Consider the following 25,247-nt stretch of genomic DNA (forward strand, 5'->3'; position numbering starts at 1 on the left):
GTCATCGCGAGCAGGCTCGCTCCCACATTTGGAATGCGTTCCTCTGTGGGAGCGAGCCTGCTCGCGATAGCGGCTGCCCAGCCGCCGCTATTCCGGCAAAGGTCATATCCGTTTACGGTTCACCCCCAGCGCTACAGCCCGCCATACATATGTACGTCAGTTCAGCTAGAACGGCGCGATAGGGTCCGAACTCTTCAACCAGAACCGGACCCTTCAGATGTCGATTTTCCCCCACGATGAACCGGGCGTTGGCGCGCCTAACCTCCATTCGGAAACGACCGACGCCCAAGCGAGGGATCAGCTCAGGCAGTTGGACTTGCTGGACATTCATCAGGTCCAGCTGACCCGTTTGTTCGCCGCCGTTCCCACCTTCGACAAGGTCATTGGAAGCGTGCTGGTCAGCTCGCTCAAGGCCAGGTTTCCCGCGCAAAAATGGCGTTCCTCGCTGCTTCCGGACCTCGATCCGGATCACTGTTTTGTGAACCGCTTCACTACGAGCCCGAACGGCGCGCGCACGCTGACTTCATCCGAAAGTTTTACCCAGGTCCTGCGCAGCAGTCTGCTGAGCGACACGGCGCCTGATTTCGCGAACGGTGGCATCGGGTTTTTCATCCGCCCGGATTCCCTCGAGGCCGCCGACAGCGTCTTCACTGGCCCACTGGATGAGCCTTCGCTGCGGGCCCTGGAGGCCATGTTCCAGATCGCCCACCCGCCCACGAACGCGCGAGTGAAGCGCCAGTTCCGTGACGAACTGGCGCTCTTTCGCCAGCGTACAGACTGGGCAGCGTCCCTGGGCGTGGCGACCTCGTCCACCACACAAGCCGCCCTCGCACAATTATTGTCCCGACGTTTTCTGCATCTGTTCGACCTGAGCAAAGCCGATCGGGCTCCTGTCGCTCAATTCAGCCATGGCGCGCGCATCCAGCAAAGCGATGAAGACCGCCTGCTGGACCTGATCACCACCCATCCGTCCCAGGCCGACAGAAGCCGTTTGTTGCGAGCGCCCGCGCCCCATGTCTACGCAGTCATGCTCGACAGTGGCGCGACGCAGCCGCAGCAATGGCCGGCGGCGATGGTGATCAAATTTACCGACCGGCCCTCGCTGTTCCTGTATTCCCTGGAAGGTGGGCTGCAACGCTTCGATGCGTTTGAGAACCTGGTCAGCCAGATACGCCCCTTTCTGGGTGGACAGGAGTGCGTGATCCGGGACATTTCCACCGAACTGTCCGGGCATGTCTTCGAGAGGGCGGCCGCAGACCTGCTGCAGATGCAAGACGCGGCGCTGGAAAAGGTGCTCGATGCGCCCGCAAACGCAACGGTTGCGGTGAGCGACTTTGCCCGGCAAACCGAAGATGCCCTCGGCCTGCCGCTGTTATCACTGGTCGGGCCACTGGCGGCCCGCCAGGAAACCCTGGTGGAGAACCGCCGCCCCGGCTTCTACAAGACGGCAACATTGGCCGAGCGGGCCCGCTATCGTCGTCTCGAAACCCAGGTATTCGACGCCGTCTACATCCTGGGAAGCGATGTGCCGACGCTGATGCAGTTCACGCGGCAGAAGATCAGGCAGTACCTCCAGCAAACCATTCACCCGCAAATCAACGTGGACCCGGATCAGACCCAGGTCAGGCTGTTCTATGGCGACCGGGCCAACCCGAGGCAGTCCCGCACCAGCAGCCTGACCCAGTTGATGCTGGACAATCTGCGGGCGCAGCAATACCCGAACGCCATGCGTGAAGTGCTGGCGGTCCATCTGGTCGATGAACATGGCCAGCGCATCCGCCACCCGGCGAGCGGTTTCTCGATCACAGTGACCGGGGGCGAACTGGCCAGGATGGCGGCGAGCATTGATGCCGGGGGCAATTACGAAATCCTGCTGCGCAAGCAAATGAATGAGCCGCGCTACAAGGCCGCCTGGCAGGCGGCGTACCTGGCCAACCTGAAATTCAAGGGCTATGAGGCTGCGCTCAGGGGCGAGGAAGTGTTCCAGGCCACGGTATCCGATACGGTTTCCAACGCTCTCCCTTCGAAAAAACGGCTGGCCGGTTGGCTGGAGGCGGTTCTGCATTCATCCACAGCCGCGAAGCGGGTGCTGGTGGAAGGGCGACAGGTTCATGTCCATGGGCTTCTGCTGGGCGGCAGCGTCGGCTGGCAAGGTGGCACGCCGCGCAACGCGCTCAGCATCGACGGGGTGCTGATTTTTTCAGACCAGATCGGGCCAGACATCAAGGGCACGGTAGGCGTGTATCTGCCGGACAGCCCCCAGGGCAATGACCTGCATGAGTTCGCCGACTTGAGCGACGGCATTACCGGGCTGTTGCAACAGGAAGAATGGCGCACGTATTTCCGCTCGCGCATCTCCACCCTTGATCAAGAGGAGATCAAGCGCGCCTTGGGGCAGCACCGCGGTCGGCCCCTGATCCGTGGCTGGCTGATCCGCGGTGATTGGCTTGAGAGTTTTCACCGCGCCCACGTCAACTTCCACAGCGCCTACGCCGATCATCGCTCTAACAGCAACCGGGACATCAGCGTGCAAACCACGGCGCGGCTGGTGATGATGGTGGTTGAAATCGTCATGGACCTGGCTGGCCTGTTGTTGATCCCCGGCTTCCAGATGCTGACCCGTGCCGTCAGGACCGGCTTGCTGGTGCTCAAGACCGGTGCCGTGCCAACGAACACGACGACGCTGGCATTTGTCCATGCGGTGGCCAACACCCGTACGACAGCCGGCCTTGGCGGCGTGACCTTCAACGTGCGAGGGCGTTCGTCTTTCCTGGCGGTCACCGCTCGCCAAAACCAGACGGATGCGCCGTTTGGCTTGCCCCTCGAAGCGGCGCTTTATCAACGCTATGCCGTGGCCGATACCACGGTGATCCGAGGGTTGCCCGCCGATGCCCGAGGCTTCTATCGCCCGGCGATCACGGATGGCGCCACTGGCAGCGTGACGCGCCCCGTGTATGTGCGGCAACCCGACGGGACGGTGTTCCGGGTTCATGACCGTACGCCGCGCCAGGCCACCGAGGCCAACATTGTCGACCCTGCCACCGGGCTGAACATCCGCTCCAGTGGTGTAATGCGCAGCACGGTGGCCCGGACGCCCAATGGCGAGTGGCGCGCCGTGGGATTCGGCCTGGGCGGGGGCAAACGGTCACCCGAGGGGTCGCCCCGACCGGGCCCATCAGACCCCAAGCAACCGGCGACATCGCTTCGCGCGGTGTCCGAACTGATCCGCACGCCAAACGAATGGGACGTCGAGATCATGGACCTGGTCCCGTCACTCATCACCCGTCTTCCAAGTTGGCCTCAACATCGCAGCCTGTTGATCATTGATCAACGGCGTGGACACCAGGACTGGTCGATACGCTTTACCCCGGGGCAAGTGGAAAGTGGCTATCCAACGGGTACGCATCCGCTGCGGTCCGACACCGACCTCGTGCTGATCCGAACGGGTGAAAATCATTACACATTGAGGCTGGCTGGAAATACCGACGTCACGTTCGCCGCCGACGGCAATTGCTTTTTCAATGCCGTCGCGCGAGGGTTGAACGAAGGCCAGGCGCAGCCAGCGTTTTCGATGCAGGGACTGCGCAATGAAACCGCCGCTTATATCGACCTGCACCCGGAGATGAGTCACTACCTGGTGGCGCCGCCCACCGGCTTGCAACAAGCGCTCGCCGATAACGCCCGTTCGCTGGAGCACCTGCTGGGCAAGGACACGGTATTCGACCTGAGCCAGATCGTCTACGGGACGCGCAACCCGCATAACCTGTTTCAACCGCTGGTGAAATTCTTGAGCCTGTATGCCGACGACGTGGCGCGTCGAACATTGAATAGAGCCTGGGACGCGGACTTGCCGCCGGAGGTATTGCGCCACATCGGCAGCTATCTGTCTCCCCGGGCACCGGGTCGCCCAGTACTGAGCAGCGTTCCGTACTACACGCAAAACGATCAGTCCCTGCGGACTTTCTTCGAGGACACGTTATTAGGGCCCATCGACCGTTCGGAAATTACCGAATTGCTCAACAATGAATACCTCATGTTCTCCCAGGACGTGGTGCATATCATGCTTGAGTACGGGATCAGGGCCCGGGAGCTGACCGATCATCACCCCAGGAACAGCCTGGCGTATGTGCGCTTCGACGAGGCGCTGCATCGCCACCTCGACGAGGCGCAGCTCGAAGAGACCCTCAATGGTGCCTACCTGGTGGATCGCGATGACTTGAAGAAGGCCAGGAGACGGTACGAGCAGGAGACCGGCAATGTCATGGATGACGACACGGACCTGTTGGAGCAACACATTTACTACGACCGGGCCGATGACCTCGTCGATTTGCTCACCGTGGCGCTTGAGCGATTTCCGATCTTGCAGGCGCGGGCCGCTATTCTTCTCAAGTCGCCGGTGATCGCTTCCAACCTGGGTGGCCTGTTCCCCGTGAACCTGCTTTCACAATGGATACGCACCCCGAGCCTATCCAACGCGCGACTTCAGCTCATCGGCGATTATGTCAATGGTCGTTATGACGAGCTGACGAGGTACGGCGGCGTCGATATCAGCTGGATGCGACCATTCGATGATTGGAACCTCCACAGCCTGTTCACGCATCGGCAGGCGTTGCTGGACTTCTTCGGTTTTCTCCAGGAAGTCCGATACCTTGAGGACAGTGACCTGTCGGCTGTCGCCAGGTTATTCACCGTGCCCGGGCAGCCGCTTTCAAACAGCCGGGTGGCTATCCTGTTCAATCGGCCGAACCTGTGGACGTCCATTCGATCCATGCGCGGGGCCTCGCGGGAAAGCGCCAGGAGCATCTGGCATGATCTGACGGGGCCGCAGTTCAGCGACGACAACATCCGATTCGCCCTGGGCCGTCCCGGTTCGCTCAGCACCGAGCCGGCGTTCATGAGCGCCTTGATCGACAGTCTGGTCAATGATGAGGCCCGGGCGCACCAGCTGATCCTGGGGGCGTATGCCATGAGCGAAAGGCAAGCCCAGTACTTTCTCTACAATTTCGATTTTTCAGGAGGACTTGCGGGGCATAGCCGGCTGGATTTCGCCAGTTATGTGAGTGCCCACGGAGCCATACCGCAATGGGCCTGGCCGTATGCACGCAGTGGGGTGACGCCCGAGGTGCTCAAGCCATTTTTCGCCACGAGGAAACCGCCTGAGTCCCAGTAACCCGTCTTGATCGATCGCCATCGCGAACAGGTTCGCGATGGCGATCATCCCGCACTCATCACGCCGAGCGACATTGCGCCAGGCTTCGCACCTGGCCGTCCGCGCGTTGATTGTCCTCACTCAACCACTGCTCGAACGCCGCACCGATCGCCGGCCATTCCGAATCCAGCATCGAGTACCACGCGGTGTCGCGGTTCTGCCCCTTGACCACCATGTGCTGGCGGAACACCCCTTCAAACGTGAAGCCCAGCCGCTCGGCCGCGTATCGGGAGCGGGCGTTGGCGTTGTTGCATTTCCATTCCAGGCGCCGATAACCCAAGGCGAAAGCCTCTTTCGCCAACAGGTACACCGCCTCGGTGCTTTTCGGCGAACGCTGCATGGCGGCGCCGAACGTCACGTGACCGATCTCGATGCGGCCCTGGGCCGGGACGATGGACATCAGGCTGAGAATCCCTTGTACCTCGCCATTGGCGCGGTCGATCACCGTGAAGAAATACGGATCGATGTTCGCGGCGTGGTTATCCAGCCAGGCATCGAACGCCTGGCGCTCGGCGAATGGACCGTAGGGCAGATAATCCCAGAGTTTCGGATCGGCCCCGGGCCCTTCGAGCGCTCGCCACAGGCCGTCGCCGTGGCGCGCCGGGTCGAGTTTTTCCAGGCGGATGAAGCGCCCTTCGATCAACTGTGTGGAGGGCGCAGGAGCGCCTTTCCAATCGGCCAGTGAAGTCAACATGCAGCGCTCCTTACAAGGCTTTGCGAAATTGGATGAAACCGGGACGTTCAGCGATGCGCTCGTAGAGCTGGATCGCCGTGGCGTTGGTTTCATGGGTCAGCCAGTGCACTTTGCAGCAGCCATCGGCCTTGGCGGTGGCGTAGACGAACTCGATCAATTGGCGCCCGACGCCGGTACCGCGGCTCTGCTGCGTGACCAGCAAGTCTTGCAGGTAGCAGGAGTTTTCGATGCTCCAGTTCGAGCGGTGGTAAATGAAATGCACCAGGCCGATGGCCGTGTCGCCCTGCCAGGCCAGCGCAGCGTGGGTGGGCTCGCGATCGTCGAGCAGGCGCTGCCAGGTGCTTTGGCTGACCGCCTCCGGCAGTTCAGTGTTGTAGAACGTCAGGTAAGCCTGCCACAGCGGCAGCCATGCGGCGTGATCGTCTGCGGTGACGGGGCGGATCTGAATCTGGCTCATGTTCACTCCTTGGTCGAAAAGTCGGACATCAGGCGTGCAATGGCCTGGTCTTGAGGGTCGGGGCTGGCCGCCAACCCCTGGCGCACACCGGCGGCGTCGGCGGGGGCGCGGTTCTGGCTGAGCTTGCGTTTGCCTTCCAGGCGCTGGATGGGCAGGGCGAAACCGACAATGGCCTTGAGCATGCTGTCGATGTACTCGGCCGGTGCGTCGTCGATGTGCCACGGCTGGGCGCGACCGGTTTCGTGGCGGTCGGTGAGGGCGCTGACCAGGTTGCGCAGCCGGTTGGCATCGCTGAATACCTCGGCGCGGCCATAGGCGTGCACGGCCTGGTAGTTCCAGGTCGGTACGACCTTGCCGTGTTCGCGCTTGCCCGGATAGAACGCCGGGCTGACGTAGGCATCGGCGCCGGCAAAGATCACCAGCGCTTGCGCCCCGGCTTCGAGTTCGCGCCATTGGGGGTTGGCCCGGGCCATGTGCCCGTAGAGGCTGCCGTTGGGGCCGTGTTGCGTGTCCAGTAACAGCGGCAGGTGGCTTGCCTGCAAGCCCTGCTCGCCGTGGGTGACCAGCAGGGCCAGGCGGCACTCGTCCATCATGCGGTGCATTTGGGGCAGGTCTTCGACGGCAAAGGCTTTGGGGTTGTACATGACGATTTTCCTTGGCGAATGCGAGCATCCTAGGCAGGCTATTGGTCTGTTGTAAGAGCCACTTGAGACCAATTCGATAGGTCCATTGCGAGGGTAGTCATGAGCAACGCCGTGCCGCCACTGTCCTTCAACCCCGCCGGCATCGAGCTGGATCGCCGCCAGGGCCTCAGTCGTCAGCTTTACCAGGCGCTGCGTGCGCGGGTATTGGACGGACGACTGGGCAGCGGCACGCGGCTACCGGCCAGTCGTGACCTGGCGGCGGCGTTGTCGATTTCCCGCAACAGCGTGGTGCGGGCTTACGATCAGCTTTACGCCGAGGGTTTCATCGAGGGGCGGGTGGGGGATGGTACTTACGTGGCCGAGCTGTCCTCTCTGGTGCTGGGCGGGCCTCATCGCGAGCAGGCTCGCTCCCACAGGGATACCCGTTCCAATGTGGGAGCGAGCCTGCTCGCGATGAGGGCGTCACAGGAAAACATATCCACAAAAGTGTCCACAGGGTTGTCAACAGGCTTACCCACAGCCTTATCCACAGATTGGCTCGATTTACCTGTGGGTCCATCCAGTAAAGTTATCCACAGTGACGCGCTGGAACGGGTCGAAAAGCACTATTTGGCTGCCCCTCCCAGCGGTCCGCCGCGAGCGTTTCGGGTGGGTGTTCCGGCGTTTGATCTGTTCCCGTTCGACGTCTGGGCCAAGCTGAACGCGGCTTTCTGGCGCAAGCCGGACCTGCAGCAGTTGTGCTACGGCGATTCCCAGGGCGATGCGCGTTTACGCGGGCTGATCGCGGCTTACCTGCGCAGTTCACGCGGCCTGCACTGCACCGCTGAGCAAATTGTGATCACCAGTGGCGCACAACAAGGTATTAGCCTTTGTGCACAGCTGCTGGTGGACCCTGGCGACCTCGTGGCGGTGGAGAATCCGGGCTACAGCGCCGCCGGGCATGCCTTCGCCGTTGCCGGTGCCGATGTGAGGGGCGTACCGGTGGACGGCGATGGTCTGGACTGCACGGCGCTGGGTGCGTTGAGCCACTGTCGGCTGGCGTATGTCACACCGTCCCACCAGTACCCGACCGGGGTCGTCATGAGCCTGGCGCGGCGCCTGGAGCTGCTGGCCTGGGCCGAGCGCAACGACGGCTGGATCGTCGAGGACGACTATGACGGTGAGTACCGCTACAGCGGCGCACCGCTGGCGCCGTTGGCGTCACTCGACCGCCAGGGCCGGGTGCTCTATGTGGGCACGTTCGGCAAAGTCGCATTCCCGGCCTTGCGCCTGGGCTACCTGGTGTTGCCGCCCGGCCTGGTGGACGCCTTTGCCCGGCGCCGCGCCGTGGATGTGCGCCACTCCGAAGTCAGCACCCAGGCGGTGATGGCCGAGTTCATGGCCGCCGGGCATTTCCAGCGCCACATCCGGCGCATGCGACGAGCCGCGCTGGCCCGCCGCGATGCGCTGCTGGCGGGCTGGCCGACGGGCGTTGCAGGTGTCGGCGCCATGCCGACCGTGGTGGCCGGGCTGCACGTGACGGTGCCGGTGGACAGTGTCGAGCGTGAGCGCGAACTGATCGCCCGGGCGGTTGGCGCGGGGGTCGAAGTCAATGGCTTGAGCAGCTATTGGTTGCCCACCACCCCATTGCCGATCCGTGGCGGGCTGGTGCTGGGGTTCGCAGCCGTCCCGCCAGCGGCGATTGCCACCGCGCTGGCGCGCCTGGTGAAGGCCTGGAAACCCTGAAACCTTGGTTCATGACCGTAATGCCGCTCACCTGAATCGTGACGAGGGAGCTTGCTCCCGCTGGGCTGCGTAGGGGCCCCATCTTTGTGAGTGCTGCGCACTCAAGCGGGAGCAAGCTCCCTCGCCACGGGGTCAGTGGTTTCCTTGAGTGAACGGCATCAGGTTCATGAGCGCGGTTTTACAAAGAACACCTCCTTGGCCTGATCCACAGCAATCTCGCTGCGGTAATGATCGATCAGTTGGCGCTGGCTGAGGGATTGGGTGGCGTCGGTGATGGGCGGCTTCTGATTGGCCTGCTCGACGGTTTTCAAACGGGCGGAAAGGAACGCGTAGGCGGGCACCCAATTGGTCGAATAATGGAAATCCGCCAACCAGAGAGTCTTGCCGGTTTTCCGTTCGCTGATCTCATACCGGTCGAGATAGCCGTAGGGCGGGGTCTTGATGCGTTGTCGATTCCTTTGTCTGGTGATGGAAATCTGGTTGCGGCTTCTCAGCCAGATGATGCCACTCATGGTCGGCGGACGTTGTTTGATGGCGTTCAGTACGGTGTCGAAACCCAGGACATAAAGTGCGCTTGCTTCCTTCTCAAGCTGCGTGCGCAAGGTTTCGGCCGAGCGCCGTTGCGCTTGCGGGAGTTCGAAGGTTTCGTTGGACGCCACGCCTTGTGCCTGGTCCAACGCCTGTTTGATGGCAGCACCGATTTTCTCCATCCTGCCCGCATGGGCATTGAGGATCATCCCGATACCGGCAGGTGTCTTTTCTGGCTGTTTGACGGCTGCTTCGATCTGCGCCTTGAACGCCGCCAGTCCGTTGATCAGGGCGTTGCCCTTGGCAACGCTGATGCCCAGGGCCGGGACGGCGGCAGGCGCGGCGTCGGGTTTCACATGAGGGATCCATTCGCCGGTTTCCTTGCGATGGAACGTGACGATGATCTCCCCCGAGAACGGGTTCTTCACATCGACCCAATCGGTTTCCTCCATCAGTCGGGACAGGCGCGGCTCGCCACTGACCAGTCCCCAGAAGCGCGCTCGAATGAATCTTTTCCTCGGTCTTGGGCGTTGCTCATAAGGAGTGCCAGCGTAGCGCTGTCCACTTCTTTCATCGAGAGCGGACGCAAGGTGACGCAACGTCCATTGCTCCAGCGTGTCGATCCCCGAGCGCAGTCGAGCGAGCTGATGCGGGTGCATGCTGCCGCTGTATTCGTCACCCAGGTAGTGGAGGTGTTCGTTGATGGCGGCGAACTGTTCGGCCAGGCTGCCGAAGGCGTCGATGCGCTCATCCAGCCGGATCACGCTACGCTCGTCGATCGCGTCCCGCAGGCTTTGGAACGCCACCGTGGCGTTATCGACGATCTGGTTGATCGCTTCCCAGCCTTCGGGCATCGACTCGACGCTTTCCAGCGTCAGGCAGAGATGACGGTACATATCCAGCTTGATCAGGCGAAGGTCTTCGCCCGTGTAGAGCGGCATCTGCTTGCGATGTCGTCGGACAAATTCGAAGCCTTCATAGCCCACGCTTTTCAGCTCGGTGAAACGCGTTTCCATATAGTCCAGGCGTTCGATCATGTCGTCGCCGACGCTGACCATGCGTTGGGCGGCATCAATGTGCTGTTGCTCCAAGACCCTGACCCCGGAAGTGATCATGCCCTTGGCCTTGCTCATGGCCGGAACGAATCGTTCCTGAAGGGCTTCCATCTCGGCGAAGGTGAAGTTTACTTGCGCGTTCAAGTAGCCGAGCCGGGTGCGCGGGTAGTCGGGCCTTGACTGGAACAGCGGCCATTCCATCAGGACTCGCAAGGCTTGCTCGTAGTTTTCCCGCTGGGTTTTAAGCGTGGCGACATATGTGTCTCGCTTTACTTCCCTGGCGGCGCCCGACGCTTGATCCATGTCCGTGGCCTGCATCGTCAGCAGCTTCTGATTCTGGGGTTTCTGCGCTTCGAACTGATTCAGTGCCGACAGCAGATCGATCCGGCGGCGTTTCGCGCCGGCAATGACTTTTTGCCTGACGCCCATGGACCCGCTGCCGCGTATGCGCAGGCGGGTGTCGACGTGCCATTTGCCGTGGGCGTCACTCATCAGGGGAGGGCCCTCGCGGGTGGGGTCCTTTGCGTCGACGAGGGAGACCAGCTCGCCTTCGACCCGCACCTTGAACCACTTGCCCGCCATTTTCGCGTGCCAGTCCCCACCCTGTTCGTAGAGCCCTTTGAGCGCGCCTTCGGTCTGGAGTTGTCCCGGATCCGAGGGGTCGTCGAGGCTGAAGGTGTCCAGAAACTGTGCGCTGTCCCTCGACCTGCCCATCAAGGCCCCACTGGATCGGATGGCCTCGTAGTGTTCGGTGGGCAGTGATGCGCTCGGGAGCGGATCGAGTCGCTCTATTACCTGCTCATGTCTGGGTTTTGGCAGGCTCTCCAGCTCACGTACCTCTTTTGGCGCCTGCGCCCGATGAGAACTTCTTGCGGCTCTGGCGCGGTCGATGGCGTGGGTGATGAGCGCCAGCGCCACATTCAGCAGCAGGTCGGTGAACGCCTCCCACTTGGCCGGGCGGTCGGCCTCTTCCTTGCCCTGCGTGAGTTTGTCGACGTCGTCGAGGATCTGCCAGAGCCAGGCTGCGGTGCCCACGGCAGTGCCCAGGTACGGCAGGGCCAGGTTGAACATCAGCCAGCCGGCCCGCTTGAAGGTTTCCCAGCGATTTTCACGGTTGGACACCGACTGGCGGTCGGCGAGTTGGACCAGGGCCTCGGCGTTGGCCCTGAACAATGGCGGCAGGAAATCCGCCCCCAGGGTCTTGTCGGTCAAGCTGACGGGGCCGCTGTTGGCCAGGGAGGTCAGCGGGTCGGCCACGAATGCGACGATACTCCAGGGCGAGGGCAGCAGGTCCGGGAACACAAAGCGACCGTAATCGTCACGCACCCCATCGGGTAACCAGGCCAACACCGATTGACGCAATGAAGGGGTTTGCCTGATCGCATACAACAGGTTGCTGAACGACGGGTACTGGCTCAATTGCGGTTCCAGCATGGGGCGATACAGCAGGCAGGACCCGGCGCTCGAATCCTCGGGGCCGATGATGAACATGTTGGTCACGACGTCTTCCGCGTCGCCCAACTGCAGTTCGGGTACGAAGGCCAACCGACGCAGGACAATGGTTTTTCCGTCCACCTGTCGATCCGCTTCATCAGGCGCCACCAGTGCGACGACGTAGCGGTAACCCTGGTCGTCCAGGTGACCCTCCCCGCGGATTTTGAGCTCCAGCGCCAGCATCGGCAGCTGGATGCGCAACTGATCGGTGTACAACTGCTCGCGGCGGCTCGACTCGGCCAGATCGTCGAGCAGCTTGCGCTTGATCAGCTCGGGGTAAACGCGACCGATATCGACCTGGGTGATGAGGTTTTCGAGGTACGCCACGGTCATCCACTCTGGCAGCTCGGTGTCGTCGAGGAACCGGACGGTTTTGTCCCCCAGGGGCAGCGCAATCAGGTTTTGCAAGGCGAGCTCAACCAGGCTGAAGCGGGTGGTCTCGATCTTGCCGGGCACTACGAAACTTCCCCAGACAACCGGGCTGCGCACCTCGATTTCGATGTGTCCAAGGTCGAGCTTCGAGGCGTCGGCGTGGTCCGCGACCAGCTGCTGTTTCAGCTGGTTTAACGCGTAGTCCTTGATGGAAGGAATCTCGTCCACATAGGTCCTGCCGGCATGGGACTGATTCAAGATCGACAGGTTTTTCATGTGCTGGGCAAACAGGCTCTGGTCGGACGGCGAGGCCCTGAGCAACCAGTCGGGTATCTGCTTCTGGAACCAGCCCACGAGCGCGTCCTGATCGGCTTCCTCGCCGTTGATGAGGGGCTCGTAGGTCACCGAGGTTTGCGGGGAGGCACCGATGATCTTGATCTGCTCGGCGATCATCCCGCAGGCCTTGTGATCGAAAATGTTGCCGGCGGGCTCATACAACCGCCACTGGATTTTCCGGTAGGTGGCGGTGCCGAAATGGGACGGCAGGGACTGGCCCAAGGCCTGCTGGGTCTCGAACTTTTCGTATCCGTTGACGATCGAGTACTTGAGGATGACCTCCTTGCTCTCGATTTTGCCGATCAGCACCACGATGGAATTGTCGGCCAGGCGGCTCACTTCAGGGCCGTCGACGCTATCGATGTCGATCAGGTAGGCGTGGCTGTCATAAGGGTCATTCGTCTTGCGGTCCTTGCGGTCGGGGTAATGGAACAATTGCCTGGCCAGGTCGCACTCCGCCGCCGTCCAGCCCTTGACGGGCCCGACGTTCCACGCTTTGCGCAGCGTATTGGAGAGGTCATGCCAGCGCGGGCCGGATTCGCTCAGTGAAGCGTTCCAGTACGCCAGTTGTTGCTCCTGTCGGGCTGTCAGCATGGCCGGCACCAGCTCATTGATCAGGCGTCCGATCTGGTCGATGCGCACTGGCAAATGTACTTCGGGAACCGTCAGCGGCAGTTGGGTCAGGAAGTGCAGCCCTTCGATCAGCAGCAGTGGGTCGCTTTTTTCATTCACGAGCCCTGCCAGCATCTCGCTGAGGGTTTCGTAGCGGGTGGGCCGTGGCACGATTTCGTTGTCGATAATGTCCCAATTCGGCTCGCCGACCACGGTGTTGTGCGGATCCAGGTTCAGCGTGGGATAAAGCTTCTTGAGGCCATCGCGCAGAAGGATCGACGCAACCTCCGGATACGTGGGCCCCGCCAGCAACTGATTCAGTAACACCTCCCTGAAGTTGGGCGGCGTGGTACTAGAAGTGGGTGTCATCAGAGTCTCCCTGTCTCGCGACGTATGGATCCCCGAAGCCGAGCGCTTCGGGATTTCCATGCTAGGGGGATGCAAAACGGGGGAGGTGGTAACTATGTATGGGGCGGATTGACGGTGCGAATCCTGCGGATCCCAATATCCCTGCACAACGCCGGGCCCTGTGGAAGCGAGCCTGCTCGCGATGGCGTCAGCACATCCAACATCGCCGTAGCCTGAAACACCGCTATCGCGAGCAGGCTCGCTCCCACAGGTTTTCCGGGTTACTGACAGACGCGATCACTGGCCGGACTTGATCCGAGTCCAAGCCCTTGTCCGTGCCCGTTCGGCGTCCCTCGGCAACGGCTGCAACGTGTACAGCGTCGCCATGGCCGCTTCGGTCGGGTACAGGTTGGGGTTGTTGCGGATCGCCGGGTCGACCATCTCCGTAGCGTCCTTGTTCGGGTTCGGATAGCCGACAAAATCGCTGACCGGCGCAATCACCTGCGGTTGCAGCAAGTAGTTGATGAAGGTGTAGGCGTCATCCGGGTTCTTCGCCCCTTTGGGAATAGCGAGCATGTCGAACCAGATCGGCGCGCCTTCCTTGGGCAGACGCATGTCCACCGTCACGCCGTTCTTGGCATCCTTGGCCCGGTTGGCCGCCTGGGAAAAACTGCCGGAATACCCCACCGCCACGCAGATGTCACCGTTGGCGATGTCGGCCATGTATTTGGACGAGTGGAAGTAGGTGATGTACGGGCGGATCTTCATCAACAGCGCTTCGGCCTTGGCATAGTCCGCCGGCTTCTTGCTGTTGGGGTCCAGGCCCAGGTGCTGCAAGGCCAGCGGCAGGATTTCCGACGGCGAATCGAGCAGCGCCACGCCGCATTGCTTGAGCTTGCTGATGTTCTCTTCCTTGAAAATCAGGTCCCAACTGTCCACCGGCGCCTTGTCGCCCAGGGCAGCCTTGACCTTGTCCGGGTTGAAGCCAATCAGAATGGTGCCGTACATGTACGGCACGGCAAACTTGTTGCCCGGGTCATTGGCCTCGATCAGCTTCATCAACTTGGGATCAAGGTGGTTCCAGTTCGGCAATTTACTGCGGTCCAGCGGCTGGAACACACCGGCCTCGATCTGCTTGGCCAGGAACACGTTGGACGGCACCACCACGTCGTAGCCGGAATTGCCGGTCAGCAGCTTCGCTTCCAGGGCTTCGTTGGTGTCGAAGATGTCATAGACCAACTTGACCTGGCTGTTCTGCGCCTTGAAATCCTCCAGGGCCTTGGGCGTGATGTAGTCGAACCAGTTGTAGACCCGCAGGGTCCGTTCTTCAGCGTGTGCCGCACCGCCAAGCAGCGCGGCGCAGAGTGTGGGAACGATCAAACGCTTGAGCCTGTTCATGCTGTTATTCCTCATTGGGCGCTTTGAAAACCTTCAAGAACGTTCACGGCATTGATGCCGATTTCTGCCACCGCGTAGCCGCCCTCCATCACGAACAGGGTCGGCTTGCCGAGCGCGGCGATGCGCTTGCCCATCGCCAGGTAATCCGGGCTGTCGAGCTTGAACTGGGAGATCGGGTCGTCCTTGAAAGTGTCCACACCCAGGGACACGACGATGACATCGGCGTCGTAGCCCTGGATCTCGCCGCAGGCCTGCTCAAGCGCGGCGCTCCAGGTGTCCCAGCCGGAGCCGGCCGGTAGAGGGTAGTTGAAGTTGAAGCCATCCCCGGCGCCTTCTCCGCGCTCGTCGGCGTAGCCGAGAAAGAATGGAAACTCGGCTTCCGGATGACCGTGGATCGAGGCGAACAACACGTCGCTGCGTTCGTAGAAAATCGACTGGGTGCCGTTGCCGTGGTGGTAGTCGACGTCGAGGATCGCGACCTTGCCATGGCCCTGGTCAAGGAACGCCTGGGCAGCGATAGCGGCGTTGTTGAGGTAGCAATAGCCGCCCATCAAATCACTGGCGGCGTGATGCCCGGGCGGGCGGCACAACGCAAACGCACTGCGCGCACCGCGCTGGATCGCGGCCTGGGCGGTGAGCGCCACCTGGGCGGCGCTATAGGCTGCTTGCCAGGTGCCAGCGGTGATCGGCGCCCCACCGTCGAAACTGTAATAACCGAGTTGACCGTGCAGGCTGGTCGGCATGACCGTGCGCAACGTCCGCGCCGGCCAGGTGTAGGGCAGCAAATCACCCTCGCGGTTGAACGCGGCCCAACGGTCCCACGCGCCTTTGAAGAATTCCAGATACGCCGGGCTGTGGATCCGCTGGATCGGCCCGAGCCCGAAGTCCTGTGGTGCCTCAACCGGCCCCAGCGCCCGAGCCTTGACCCGGTCCAGCACATGATCGGCCCGGGACGGCATCTCGAAACAGGGCATCAATTGCCCGTCCATCAACTCGCAGCGGCCGTGGTGCAGGTGGTGATCGTCGGAATAGATCGTCAGCATTTATTGTTCTCCGCAAGGCTGGTTCCGTTGGTCACAGTCTTGCGGCAGGCGGCGTTTCAGAGAACGGCAGGAGCGGCCAAAAGGGGATCGAAATGGCCAAAAGGTTTGACCGTTAATCGCCTCTTCCTTGGCCGCTCCGGCGCCGCTGGACGACGGCAACAAAGACCTCTATATCCAGCAAGACAAATTCGGCCAACAGTTTGCCGCCGACGTTCCAGCCGCTGAGTCCGCGCTGATGGCCGTCACCCAACGCCCGATCAGCGAGGCTGCGCTGACGGAAGCGTCGGGCGAACCGGCCTGGAAAAAACTGCCGTCCTGGTTCATCTACGGTTCGGCGGACAAGAACATCCCCGAGGCCGCCCTGAAGTTCATGGCCGACCGTGCGGGCTCGAAAAAGACCGTCACCGTCCAAGGCGCCTCCCATGTACGGGCACTGGTATTTGGATTGCTCGGAAAAACTTATGCCCGATTTGACCGAGATAAACATTCTGGTATTCCTCATCCTTTTTATGCAGAGTTATTCCTGAACTATTCCTTTTTACTTGATCTGCACGTGAGTTTGCAGGACCCGCCAAACTATCCGAGCACCCGGCTCTACGCAATGAAGCTCGGGCGTGGATAAGTCTGCCTGCTGCGGCGGTCGCCGTCGTAGTGAAATTCACTAAGGCTTACGCCGTTTTAACTAATGAAACTCTAAATTTGCCTATTTAACTTGCTGGCTAGGTGTAGACAATAGCCGTAGTTTCAGCCAGCTAAATAAGGATGTATGGAAATGCTCGCGATACACATGGACGATGGCCTGCTGGAAAATGCACTCGATGTCGTGCGCAAACACCCCCTGTTAGGCCAGCCCGCTTCGTTTTTCATGAACGACCCCTACCACCGCCCGACTCGGCCACAAGACCTGAAACTGGATCAGTTGAAGAAGCACTTGCCCAAAGGGCAGCTCAGCCAGCCCAGTTATCTGGCGGCCCAACGTTTGCTGATGAACCGCTACGAGCAGGACATGGTGTTTCTGCCGATTGAAAAGCCATTGAATTTCGAGCATTTCAACGGCTTCTACAACGCCGAATTGCGTAAGGCATTGGAACTGCTTCGTCCGCTATTGGAGCAGCATGTCTTCGGCTGGCTGGACGATGAGATTTCATTATCAGGCAGCTGGGATCTCGAGAGCTTCCTGGCGTACACGAGCGGGGTACTGGAGAAGGTGCGCGATGCGCCCTCCGGCTTGCTCAGCAGCATCCAGAACGCTTGTGATCCTAAGGAAGCGGCTCGCTATTACCTGATCCAGTGCGCCGGCGACTTCTTGAGCGAAGCCTCCGCCATGGGCCGCAACGTATTAGGAAACTTCGGACCCTTCACCAGCGAACTGTTCAAGATCTATCTGGATGAGTACGGCTACGGCGTGCACGAGAAGAAGCACAGTACGATATTCGAACGCCTGATGACGGCCTGTGACCTCGATCCGAGCCTTCACACGTATTGGCAGTTCTATACGGCGTCCTCGATCTCCCTGATCAATTACTTTCACTATGTATCCCACGATCACGCCAAGTTCTTCCGTTACCTCGGGGCCATGTATTACACCGAGGCAAGCCTTGCGTTCGTGACCCGGTCCCAGGCTCAGGCCATTAAAGCGGGTTTTGGTGACAACATCGATACCCTCTATTTCGATGAGCACAACCACATCGACGTTCACCATGGCCGTATGGCCCTGGACAAACTGGTCATTCCAATGATTAAACAATACGGGGTGCAGATCATTCCTGAAATCCTGCGTGGTTTCGAAGAGTTCCGTTTGCTGCAAGACGTCGCGGATGAAGATCTGTTTCGAAATATCGAATGGCAAGACAACTTGCCCAAGTATGTCGCCTTGGCCCGCGAGCAGTTTTCTGGCATGTCGCAGGCGCATGTCGATGCCACGTTCGAGGAACCGCAAAACGAAATCTCGGTTCCGCATGCTCATCCAGTGGCGGAGCTGTTTTCGGTCCAAACCGGGTTGATCGAACTGGTGGCTTCGCCGGCGAAATCCATCTTGCTCAAGGCCGGCGAAAGCATCGTCATTCCCAAGGGGATGTTGCATGGCACCAAAGTGCTGTCCGCCACCAGTCGTTACGCTGTGACCGGTCTGGAGTGAGCCAATGAAGACTCTGAGCGTCAACAAGGACGTGTTCAACCGCATACGCACGGGCAAAACTGAATACTTCGCCACAGATGTGAACGGCAAATATGCGTTGATTCCCAGCCAATGCCCGCATCGGGGCGGGCCGCTCCATCTGGGTAGCGCTTCGAAGTGCCGGGCCAAATTGGTTTGCCCATGGCATGACAACGCCTATCACGTGTCACGCCTCGATACCAAGGGGCTGCCGCTGGTCAGAACCGGGGCCACTATCCACCTGGTGGTGCCTAACGAAGACACGGTTTTCTGGAAGGAGTACCTGCCGGGCATCATTGCGGCACAACGCGAGGACATATGCTCATGAATCGCCATGTATTTAGCTTCTATGCCGTGGTGTCGGTATCTGCCCTGACCGACATGGCGCTGTTGATTGGTCTGATCTGGGCGGCGCTTCGGGGCACTTCCTCGCCGTTGCTACTGGGCGTGCTACTTGGCCTGAGTGCCTTTGTCCCGTTCACCTTGCGCAGGATGTTTCCAGCGTTGGACAGCACGCGCCTCACGGTACGCGGCGTGGTGCTAGTGCGTACCGCTGTCTATGTAGTGCTGGCGCTGATCGCGGCAAGTGGCCTACTGGAAACCTTGAATGGCTTTATCTTGACGGCGCTGCTGGTGGGCATCCTCAACTACATCACGACCAGCGCGTATGAAGCGGCCAATACCAAGCAGGTGCTGGCTGGCTTGATCGATAGCGGGCGCTCCGCACGCTGGATGCAGACCGCATTTCAGCTGGGGGCTTTTTCAGGCTCGTTCCTGGGCGGACTGATCCTGGACAAGGCCTCGCTGCCGACCCTGGTCTACGGGATGGGTGCTCTGTCGCTTATCGTCATCGCCTTCGTCTCTGTGGCCGGGGTCAATGCGGGGCAACCGTCGGCTTCGGCCAACCGTCAGAACGGTGCTGCCCCGGCGGCAGTATCGGCGGGTAGTGGCGTGGTCCTGCTGTGCCTGGTGCTGGGCATGATCGGTTTCCATATCGGCTCATTCAATACCATGGTTCCGCTTGTGTATCAGGGATTGAACGGCTGGAGTTCCGCCGAGTTCGGCCTGGCCAGCGGCGTAGCCGGGTTGGGCGCCTTCGCTGCGGCGATCTTGCCCTTGCCAAGGCTCAACACACTGCTGTTCGCGGGGCTGCTGGTTGCGGCAGATTACGTACTCGCGTTCAGCCCGCTGCCGTTGCTGTCCATTGGTGTATGCGTGCTGGTGGGATTCAGCATCAACACCCTGCGCATATCCATACGTCAACACTTGATCGAGCTGGCAACCACACCCGAACAGGCCAATAGCCTGGCCGCGACCAGTTCTTTCTATTTCATCGTATTGCAGTCGGCGGCCCCGCTGTGCGTGGGCTTCCTTGTCAGTGACTACGCGTTTGGCCGCACGGCCGCGCCTTATGTGTTCGTGGGCGTTGGTGTGTTGTTGATGCTGACGGTCGCCCTGACCAGGCTGAATACCCCACGCGCTGTAATGGTGCGCTAAGAGAAAATTCCATGAAGCATGAAAAAGACGTGATTCTGATAGTTGACCCCTTCTCGACAGGGGCTCTCTACGCACCGCTGTTCAAGGCCAAAGGCTACCGCTGCCATGCTGTCCTTTCAGCGCCCACGGTTCCCGAGCGTTTCATCAAAGCGTTCACGGGTGAAGGATTCGAGCAGGCCGAGCTGATCGCCGCGACGGAGATCGTTGCGTTGATCGACCCTCTACAAGTTTGTGCGATGGTGGCGGGCAGTGAGCTGGGCGTTCGGGTGACTGACCAACTGGCGCAGTACTTTGGCGTTTCCGGCAATACCCCGGAAACGTCGGCATGGCGGCGAGACAAAAATGCCATGCAGCACGCAATTGCCAATGCCGGCTTACGGCATATCCCCAGCGTCGAGGTCAGCTCGCCGGATGATGCACAAGCCGCATTGAGACAGTTTCCTGAGCAGGGCGAGTTCGTGCTCAAACCAGTCAATTCGTTTATGACCGATGGCGTGGAACTGGTCCAAGGACGGAGTGGCCTCGAACAGGCGCTGGCGAGCCTGGACTGGCTGGGTAGCAACGCCTTGGGGGAGCCCAAGGGGCGCTATCTGATTCAGGAGTTTGTATCAGGTCCTGAGTATGTGGTCGATATGGTGGTGTCAGCCCAGGGTATCCACGTGTCGAGCCTGTGCCGCTACCGTAAGGCCGAGCACAACGGTTCGCGTTTCGTGTACGAAGGCCTTGAGGTCCTGGACCCCACCGACGCTGGGTCTAACGCGTTGGTGGCCTACGCCAGGGCCTGTGCCTCGGCCTTGGATGTACGCTTCGGACCACTGCACATGGAGTTGATCGACAGCCCCGCAGGGCCGGTCATGATCGAGGCCGGCGCACGGTTGCATGGTGGCGTGGCGCCTAGCCTTTTCAAACAGTGCTACGAACCGGACCTGCTGTCGATGGCGATTTCCACGTATACCCATGAGCCGGTTGCATACCCAGCCACCAGCCGTCTGCGACAACAGGGCCGGATCGTATTCCTGATCACCCAGCGAGAGGGCGCCCGCCTTGAAGTTGGCGAGCAAGCGCTGCAACAGCTGCACGCCGTTGGGGCTTTCCAGGGTTTCAAACGTTTCATGGACGCGGACCAGCGGTTGCCACTGACCCGAGACCTGGCCACCTGCCCTGGCATCGTCTGGCTGGCCGCAAGTGACCTGGCCGAGCTCGACCAGGCCGAAGCGCGCGTACGACTAATTCTGGAGTCGTGTTTCCATGATTGAATCGGCATTGAATATCCAACAGGCCCGAGCGGTGTACCTTGAGGGCATAGAGGTCACGCCGAGCCGGGTACATGAACAAGCCTTAGCGGCGCGTATCGATCAGCTGCGCGCCGAGTTCGCCAGCTTTATCGCTACACCGGCCGTGCAAGGCTATCAAGAGCAGTTGCAAGCATTGGGCTTCATGGACACCCGACCGGCCAACCTCAAATTGATGGAGCGTTGCCTGGAAAAGGGCGTGCTGTGCATCAATAACGTGGTCGACGCCTACAACCTGGCCGCGCTCACGTTTGGCGCTAGTCTCGGTGGCCATAGCTTGAGCGAGAAGCCCGCTTGCCTAGAGGTCCGCTTGGCTCAGCCGGGCGACCGTATCATACCGCTGTTTCAAAGCCGCTCGCGGCCCGTGGCGGCAGGCAGCATCGTATATGGCACCGGGGATGACCTGATGGCCTGTATCGGTGGAAAGGACGTGGATGCTGAGCCGTTCCGCATCAGCGAGGATACGAAGGCGGTGTTGCTAGTGTCGCTTGGGCATCATCAGGTCGATGCGTCCTTCAGCGACGACCTGTTGAGTCTTGCGATACAGCTTATTAGAGCCACTTGCCCACAGATAGGCGTTTGGGCGGTGCCGGTTACGGCTTCTGCCAATGCCGCAATACCGGCATAATGGTCACGCTTTTCACCAGCCCGGTAGCCAGAGCGCTCTCCTTGAACTCAATCACGTTGCTGATGTGGGTATGGTCGTAGCGCACGAGTAAATCAACGTCGCCGAACAGTGAGAACGCTTCAATCACGCCAGGCTTGTCTTTGATGTAGTCCCACACCTGAGCGCACAAGTTTGGCCGGGTGTGGGTGAACTGCATGAACGCGGTGTGACAAGGTGCTTCATTCGTTGTCGCGGCGAGACGCGTGGTATACCCAAGGATGGGCCCCTGTGCTTCCATCCGGGCGACCCGCGCTTCAACGGCAGTTCGGGACTTGTGCACTCGGCGAGCGATGTCCGAAATACTGGTGCGTGCGTCCGAAGTGAGGATTTCGAGGATCTTTAAGTCGGTGCTGTCGAGGTCTGGCATCATGCTCACTTATGTTTCCGTGTGGTTTCGTTCTTCATAAGAATCCTGCCGTCAGTTCTGGAACCATGTCCCCTCCCAGCGGCACAAACATCCCTATTTGACCAAGCCCGGCCTGGGTATAAAGCACGTATCAAGATGCATAGCTAATTGGTTTTCAGCGAAATGTCTTGTGTCACTTTGGACAACGCAATGGCTTTATAGCTGGCCGCGTACAGGATGAAAAGTACCGAATCGGGCTCATCATGCGGGGCACCCGGTTGCCGAGCGCTTGGACTTCTCTGGGGCGATGCGGATCCGATCAGCCCCGTTCACGTCGGCCAGCGCCTTGCTGGACTGTTACCCCACGCGGAACTGCACGTCTTCCCAGGCGCCGATCACAGTTTGGGGTTCACGCATGCAGCCGGTAGCGGGGTTGATTGAGAGACTCTGGCCCCTTTGCATGATCGTTCCCACGCTCTGCGTGGGAACGATCCGCGATCTGAAAAAAGGATGCCGTTCCAATAGAGCACTCAATGGGTCTCTGCCTATTAAAATTTCATTTTGAAAACAAGCGGGCAATGGTCAGTACCTTTCATAGGTACAGGAAGTTCCAACAACGAACCGGCTACGTAATGCTTTCCTAACTCGTGGGTCATCAAGGCATGGTCAATCAGCCATTTGGAGCCTCCGCCCTGACATTCAGGTTGCGCCTCAAAACCCTTGGTTGGGCGGAACAACTTGGCAGCTGAAGGCTCGCCATCCGAAAGCTGCGCATAAAGACTCACTTCAGGCGCTGTTTCATGTTCAACCGCAGCGTCAAATCGACGATTGAAATCCCCAATAATCATTGCAGAAGCGCCAGACCGAATTGAGTGATCGAGCCATGTTTCAAGTGCAGGTGCTTGCCTTTTAAGGACGTCGCAGGTGATGACCCCGTTGGCTTTATCGCGCTCGGTCGCATAGCCGCTGTTCAACGCCTGGTCAAAACAGCCGCTTTTGAGGTGTACCGATAAAAGCTTCAGGGTCATGCCTTTGATCGTCACGGGTAATTCCGCACCCTGTCGAGCATGACTCTTGAAGGCCTCTCCAAGAGAGCGAACGTCGCCGAGCATCCCGACCTCAAGCCCACTGGATTTGCGAACAACGAACCCAGTGCGCTGTATCCAAGGGCTTTGCATGTTCACGTAGAAATCGTACTTGTCCCTCGGCCAGATCTGCTGGAGGGCTTCAGGACTTTCGACCTCCTGCACAGCAATCACGTCCGCATCCAGCTTTTCTGCTACCGCCTTCATGTCCGCTATCTGCGCAGGCGACTTGCACTCCCATCGATAGGGGTGCTTTTCTTCAAGTTACTCGCGTTCAGCTGCCTTGATCTTGCTGCACTCATCGAACTGAGTCTGGCTAAGCGGCGCTGATCGCTGCCATGCCAGGTTCCAGGTTGCGAAGGTGAGGGTTTCAGCCAGGGCAGGGTGTGAGAGACAGCAAAGCGATACGGCTAAATATAGTGGTTTCATGGGGGAGAGTTCCAAGCACGGTGGCAGTGGGAGTCCAGAAGACGGCACTGCTTTTTAGCCGCTCTTTGAGCGTAGCAGTGCCATCCCGTCGGCGCAGATTCCTGTGTGCTGGCTGCTTAGGTATTGGACATGCATCGTCCCTGGTCCATTAGCTTCAGTCAGATAAGACGAGCCAATATCCAACGCAGGGGTATGGCAATGAAATCCTGCTTACCCTGCTGGGACATACTGCTCAGCCATTAGAGAACATCCCTCCTTTATTCTTATCCTGACCTCAGTGCCGGCATCGGCCGAAGCATAGAGTGATATCGAAACCTGCTATGCAGACACCATGTGTAACACTAATTTTTTGCAGATTTACGAGGGTCGGCTTCTATACTCGCCGCGTTTTTTTGCCGAAAAAGTGAGCTTTCCGATGATTAATCTGCGTATTTCATGGCTCGTGGCCTGCTTTGCTTTATGTTCGGGAATGGCCTCGGCTAATACGGGTAACGATGAGGCAAAAGTAGCAGGTTGGAAGAGTATCTTTGATAAATACAATACTGAAGGAACCATTGTAATCAGGGATGAGCGCAGTGCAGTGGCCAAGGCCTACGTCTACAACAAAGACCGTTCAGTGGTTCGTTATACACCGGCCTCTACTTTCAAAGTCCCGCATACGCTCTTTGCGCTGGACTCGGGTGTGGTAAAGGACGAGTTCCAGCAATTTAAGTGGGGCGGGGGAAAACATGAAATCCCCACGCACAATCAGGACCAGACGCTTCGCTCGGCAATGAGGTATTCGGCACTGTGGGTGTACCGCGGTTTTGCCAAGGAGATTGGCGAGCGCCGGGCCGTTGATTATCTGGAAAAAATCAAGTACGGCAATCAAAGCGCGGTTATCAAGGTCCGTGATTACTGGATCAATGGCGGCCTTGAAGTCTCGGCTGTCGAACAAGTCGAGTTTCTTCGCAAACTCTACAGGAACGAGCTGCCCTTCAAACCCGAACACCTGACCCTGACCAAGGACATCATGGTAACCGGGGCGGGCCCGGACTGGATCATGCGCTCCAAGACAGGCCTGGGCCAGCGGGTTGGCTGGTGGGTGGGCTGGATTGAGCTGCCTGCGGGCCCGGTATTCTTCGCGGTCAACATCGATACACCCAATCGCATGGCTGACGCGCACAAGCGTGAGGCAATCGGCCGGGAAGTACTGAAGACCGTCGGGGCCCTGCCTGCTACCTGAATGACTGACTGACCCTCCCCGATATGAGCTCAGGCGCTGTCGCCTGGGTCCCCTTTGAAATAAGGACAAGGTCACCCATGTTCGATACCCGAAGCATTTTGGCAGGTGTCGCTGCTCTCTTCATGATGAGCGGGGCCATTTCGCAGACCCAAGAGCGGAGCATCGTCCGCCACCCCGTAGCCAACTCGAGTGTTCCCGTTTCCGCCGCCGTTGAAGTGCCTGCGTCGGCTTCTCTGGTGTACCTGTCCGGCAAGTTGCCTCCGCTGAAAGATGCTTCTCAGCCACTCGACAGCCCCCTTGCGTATGGCGGAGATACCAAGGGACAAACCATTGCCGTATTGGCCGCCATAGAAAGTGCACTCAGCGACCTGGGATTGACGCTTGGCGATGTCGTCAAGGTGCAGGTTTTCCTGGTGGGCGATCCTGCACTGGGTAACAAAATGGACATGAAGGGTTTTACTGAAGGCTACGCAATGTTCTTCGGGACCCCGTCGCAGCCGGAGTTGCCCGCGCGAACCCTGATGCAAGTCGCCGGTCTGGCTAACAAAGCATTTCTGGTTGAGGTCGATGTGATTGCTGTTCGGCGTTCTCAGTAACCTCGCCGCCTAGACCCCCGCATGATCGTTCCCACGCTCT

17 protein-coding genes and 1 pseudogene are annotated in these 25,247 nt (G+C 59.8%); 10 read left to right on the forward strand and 8 right to left on the reverse strand.

The genetic code is table 11. The features are described from left to right. Positions 1–217 precede the first annotated feature (217 nt). A complete protein-coding gene (locus J7E36_RS25205) occupies positions 218–5,170 on the forward strand; it encodes an OTU domain-containing protein (RefSeq protein ID WP_231286354.1) in 4,953 nt (1,650 codons plus the stop codon). 58 nt (positions 5,171–5,228) lie between these two features. Here the strand turns inward: J7E36_RS25205 and J7E36_RS05620 are convergent, their stop codons facing one another. From J7E36_RS05620 to J7E36_RS05630, 3 genes are read right to left on the reverse strand one after another with little or no spacing between them, the layout of a single operon-like run. Then, positions 5,229–5,903, reverse strand: coding sequence for a GNAT family N-acetyltransferase (locus J7E36_RS05620; RefSeq protein WP_215000678.1), 675 nt, complete (start codon positions 5,901–5,903; stop codon positions 5,229–5,231). A gap of 10 nt (positions 5,904–5,913) precedes the next feature. Then, positions 5,914–6,360, reverse strand: coding sequence for a GNAT family N-acetyltransferase (locus J7E36_RS05625; RefSeq protein WP_215000681.1), 447 nt, complete (start codon positions 6,358–6,360; stop codon positions 5,914–5,916). Positions 6,361–6,362: 2 nt separating this feature from the next. Next, complete coding sequence (locus J7E36_RS05630; protein ID WP_215000683.1) at positions 6,363–7,004, reverse strand: FMN-binding negative transcriptional regulator; 642 nt, start codon at positions 7,002–7,004, stop codon at positions 6,363–6,365. 99 nt (positions 7,005–7,103) lie between these two features. On the opposite strand from J7E36_RS05630, the gene J7E36_RS05635 reads away from it, so the two are divergent. Then, positions 7,104–8,729, forward strand: a complete 1,626-nt coding sequence (locus J7E36_RS05635; protein ID WP_215000685.1) for a PLP-dependent aminotransferase family protein — start codon at positions 7,104–7,106, stop codon at positions 8,727–8,729. A gap of 164 nt (positions 8,730–8,893) precedes the next feature. Here J7E36_RS05635 and J7E36_RS05640 read toward each other — a convergent pair whose 3' ends face one another. The 3 genes from J7E36_RS05640 to J7E36_RS05650 form a co-directional block, all read right to left on the reverse strand. Continuing rightward, positions 8,894–13,495, reverse strand: a complete 4,602-nt coding sequence (locus tag J7E36_RS05640; RefSeq protein ID WP_215000687.1) for a dermonecrotic toxin domain-containing protein — start codon at positions 13,493–13,495, stop codon at positions 8,894–8,896. A 276-nt stretch (positions 13,496–13,771) separates the two neighbouring features. Then, a complete protein-coding gene (locus J7E36_RS05645; RefSeq protein ID WP_215000690.1) occupies positions 13,772–14,872 on the reverse strand; it encodes a polyamine ABC transporter substrate-binding protein in 1,101 nt (366 codons plus the stop codon). An 11-nt stretch (positions 14,873–14,883) separates the two neighbouring features. Continuing rightward, positions 14,884–15,915 carry a histone deacetylase family protein gene (locus tag J7E36_RS05650; RefSeq protein ID WP_215000693.1) on the reverse strand — a complete coding sequence of 344 codons (1,032 nt, stop codon included), beginning with the start codon at positions 15,913–15,915 and terminating at the stop codon, positions 14,884–14,886. Positions 15,916–16,042: 127 nt separating this feature from the next. Here J7E36_RS05650 and J7E36_RS05655 point away from each other — a divergent pair. From J7E36_RS05655 to J7E36_RS05680, 6 genes and pseudogenes are all read left to right on the forward strand, one after another. Further along, a pseudogene (locus J7E36_RS05655) lies at positions 16,043–16,342 on the forward strand (alpha/beta hydrolase); the annotation flags it as partial. Between the two features lie 345 nt (positions 16,343–16,687). Next, the gene (locus J7E36_RS05660) at positions 16,688–18,052 is read left to right on the forward strand and encodes an iron-containing redox enzyme family protein (protein WP_251030509.1); all 1,365 of its coding nucleotides are present in this window, start codon (positions 16,688–16,690) and stop codon (positions 18,050–18,052) included. A gap of 4 nt (positions 18,053–18,056) precedes the next feature. Further along, positions 18,057–18,398, forward strand: coding sequence for a Rieske 2Fe-2S domain-containing protein (locus J7E36_RS05665; protein WP_215000696.1), 342 nt, complete (start codon positions 18,057–18,059; stop codon positions 18,396–18,398). Next, positions 18,395–19,567 (forward strand): hypothetical protein, encoded by a 1,173-nt coding sequence (locus J7E36_RS05670; RefSeq protein ID WP_215000698.1) that lies wholly within the window; start codon positions 18,395–18,397, stop codon positions 19,565–19,567. Before J7E36_RS05665 ends, J7E36_RS05670 begins: the two co-directional genes overlap by 4 nt. An 11-nt stretch (positions 19,568–19,578) precedes the next feature. Continuing rightward, positions 19,579–20,823, forward strand: coding sequence for an ATP-grasp domain-containing protein (locus J7E36_RS05675; protein WP_215000700.1), 1,245 nt, complete (start codon positions 19,579–19,581; stop codon positions 20,821–20,823). Next, positions 20,816–21,487 carry a phenylalanine--tRNA ligase beta subunit-related protein gene (locus J7E36_RS05680; protein WP_215000703.1) on the forward strand — a complete coding sequence of 224 codons (672 nt, stop codon included), beginning with the start codon at positions 20,816–20,818 and terminating at the stop codon, positions 21,485–21,487. The genes J7E36_RS05675 and J7E36_RS05680 overlap by 8 nt, the downstream gene beginning before the upstream one ends. Here the strand turns inward: J7E36_RS05680 and J7E36_RS05685 are convergent. Both J7E36_RS05685 and J7E36_RS05690 read right to left on the reverse strand, forming a co-directional pair. Beyond that, complete coding sequence (locus tag J7E36_RS05685) at positions 21,453–21,896, reverse strand: Lrp/AsnC family transcriptional regulator (RefSeq protein ID WP_231286356.1); 444 nt, start codon at positions 21,894–21,896, stop codon at positions 21,453–21,455. The two genes, J7E36_RS05680 and J7E36_RS05685, sit on opposite strands and share 35 nt — an antisense overlap. A gap of 524 nt (positions 21,897–22,420) precedes the next feature. After that, positions 22,421–23,164 (reverse strand): hypothetical protein, encoded by a 744-nt coding sequence (locus J7E36_RS05690; protein WP_215000707.1) that lies wholly within the window; start codon positions 23,162–23,164, stop codon positions 22,421–22,423. A 637-nt stretch (positions 23,165–23,801) separates the two neighbouring features. Between J7E36_RS05690 and J7E36_RS05695 the strand changes: the two genes are divergently transcribed. Both J7E36_RS05695 and J7E36_RS05700 read left to right on the forward strand, forming a co-directional pair. Next, positions 23,802–24,611, forward strand: a complete 810-nt coding sequence (locus J7E36_RS05695; RefSeq protein WP_435304157.1) for a penicillin-binding transpeptidase domain-containing protein — start codon at positions 23,802–23,804, stop codon at positions 24,609–24,611. 77 nt (positions 24,612–24,688) lie between these two features. Further along, complete coding sequence (locus J7E36_RS05700) at positions 24,689–25,207, forward strand: RidA family protein (RefSeq protein WP_215000710.1); 519 nt, start codon at positions 24,689–24,691, stop codon at positions 25,205–25,207. Positions 25,208–25,247: the final 40 nt, after the last annotated feature.

Origin of the sequence: Pseudomonas fluorescens (genome assembly GCF_018614775.1) — a bacterium.
Lineage (GTDB): Bacteria > Pseudomonadota > Gammaproteobacteria > Pseudomonadales > Pseudomonadaceae > Aquipseudomonas > Aquipseudomonas fluorescens_BY.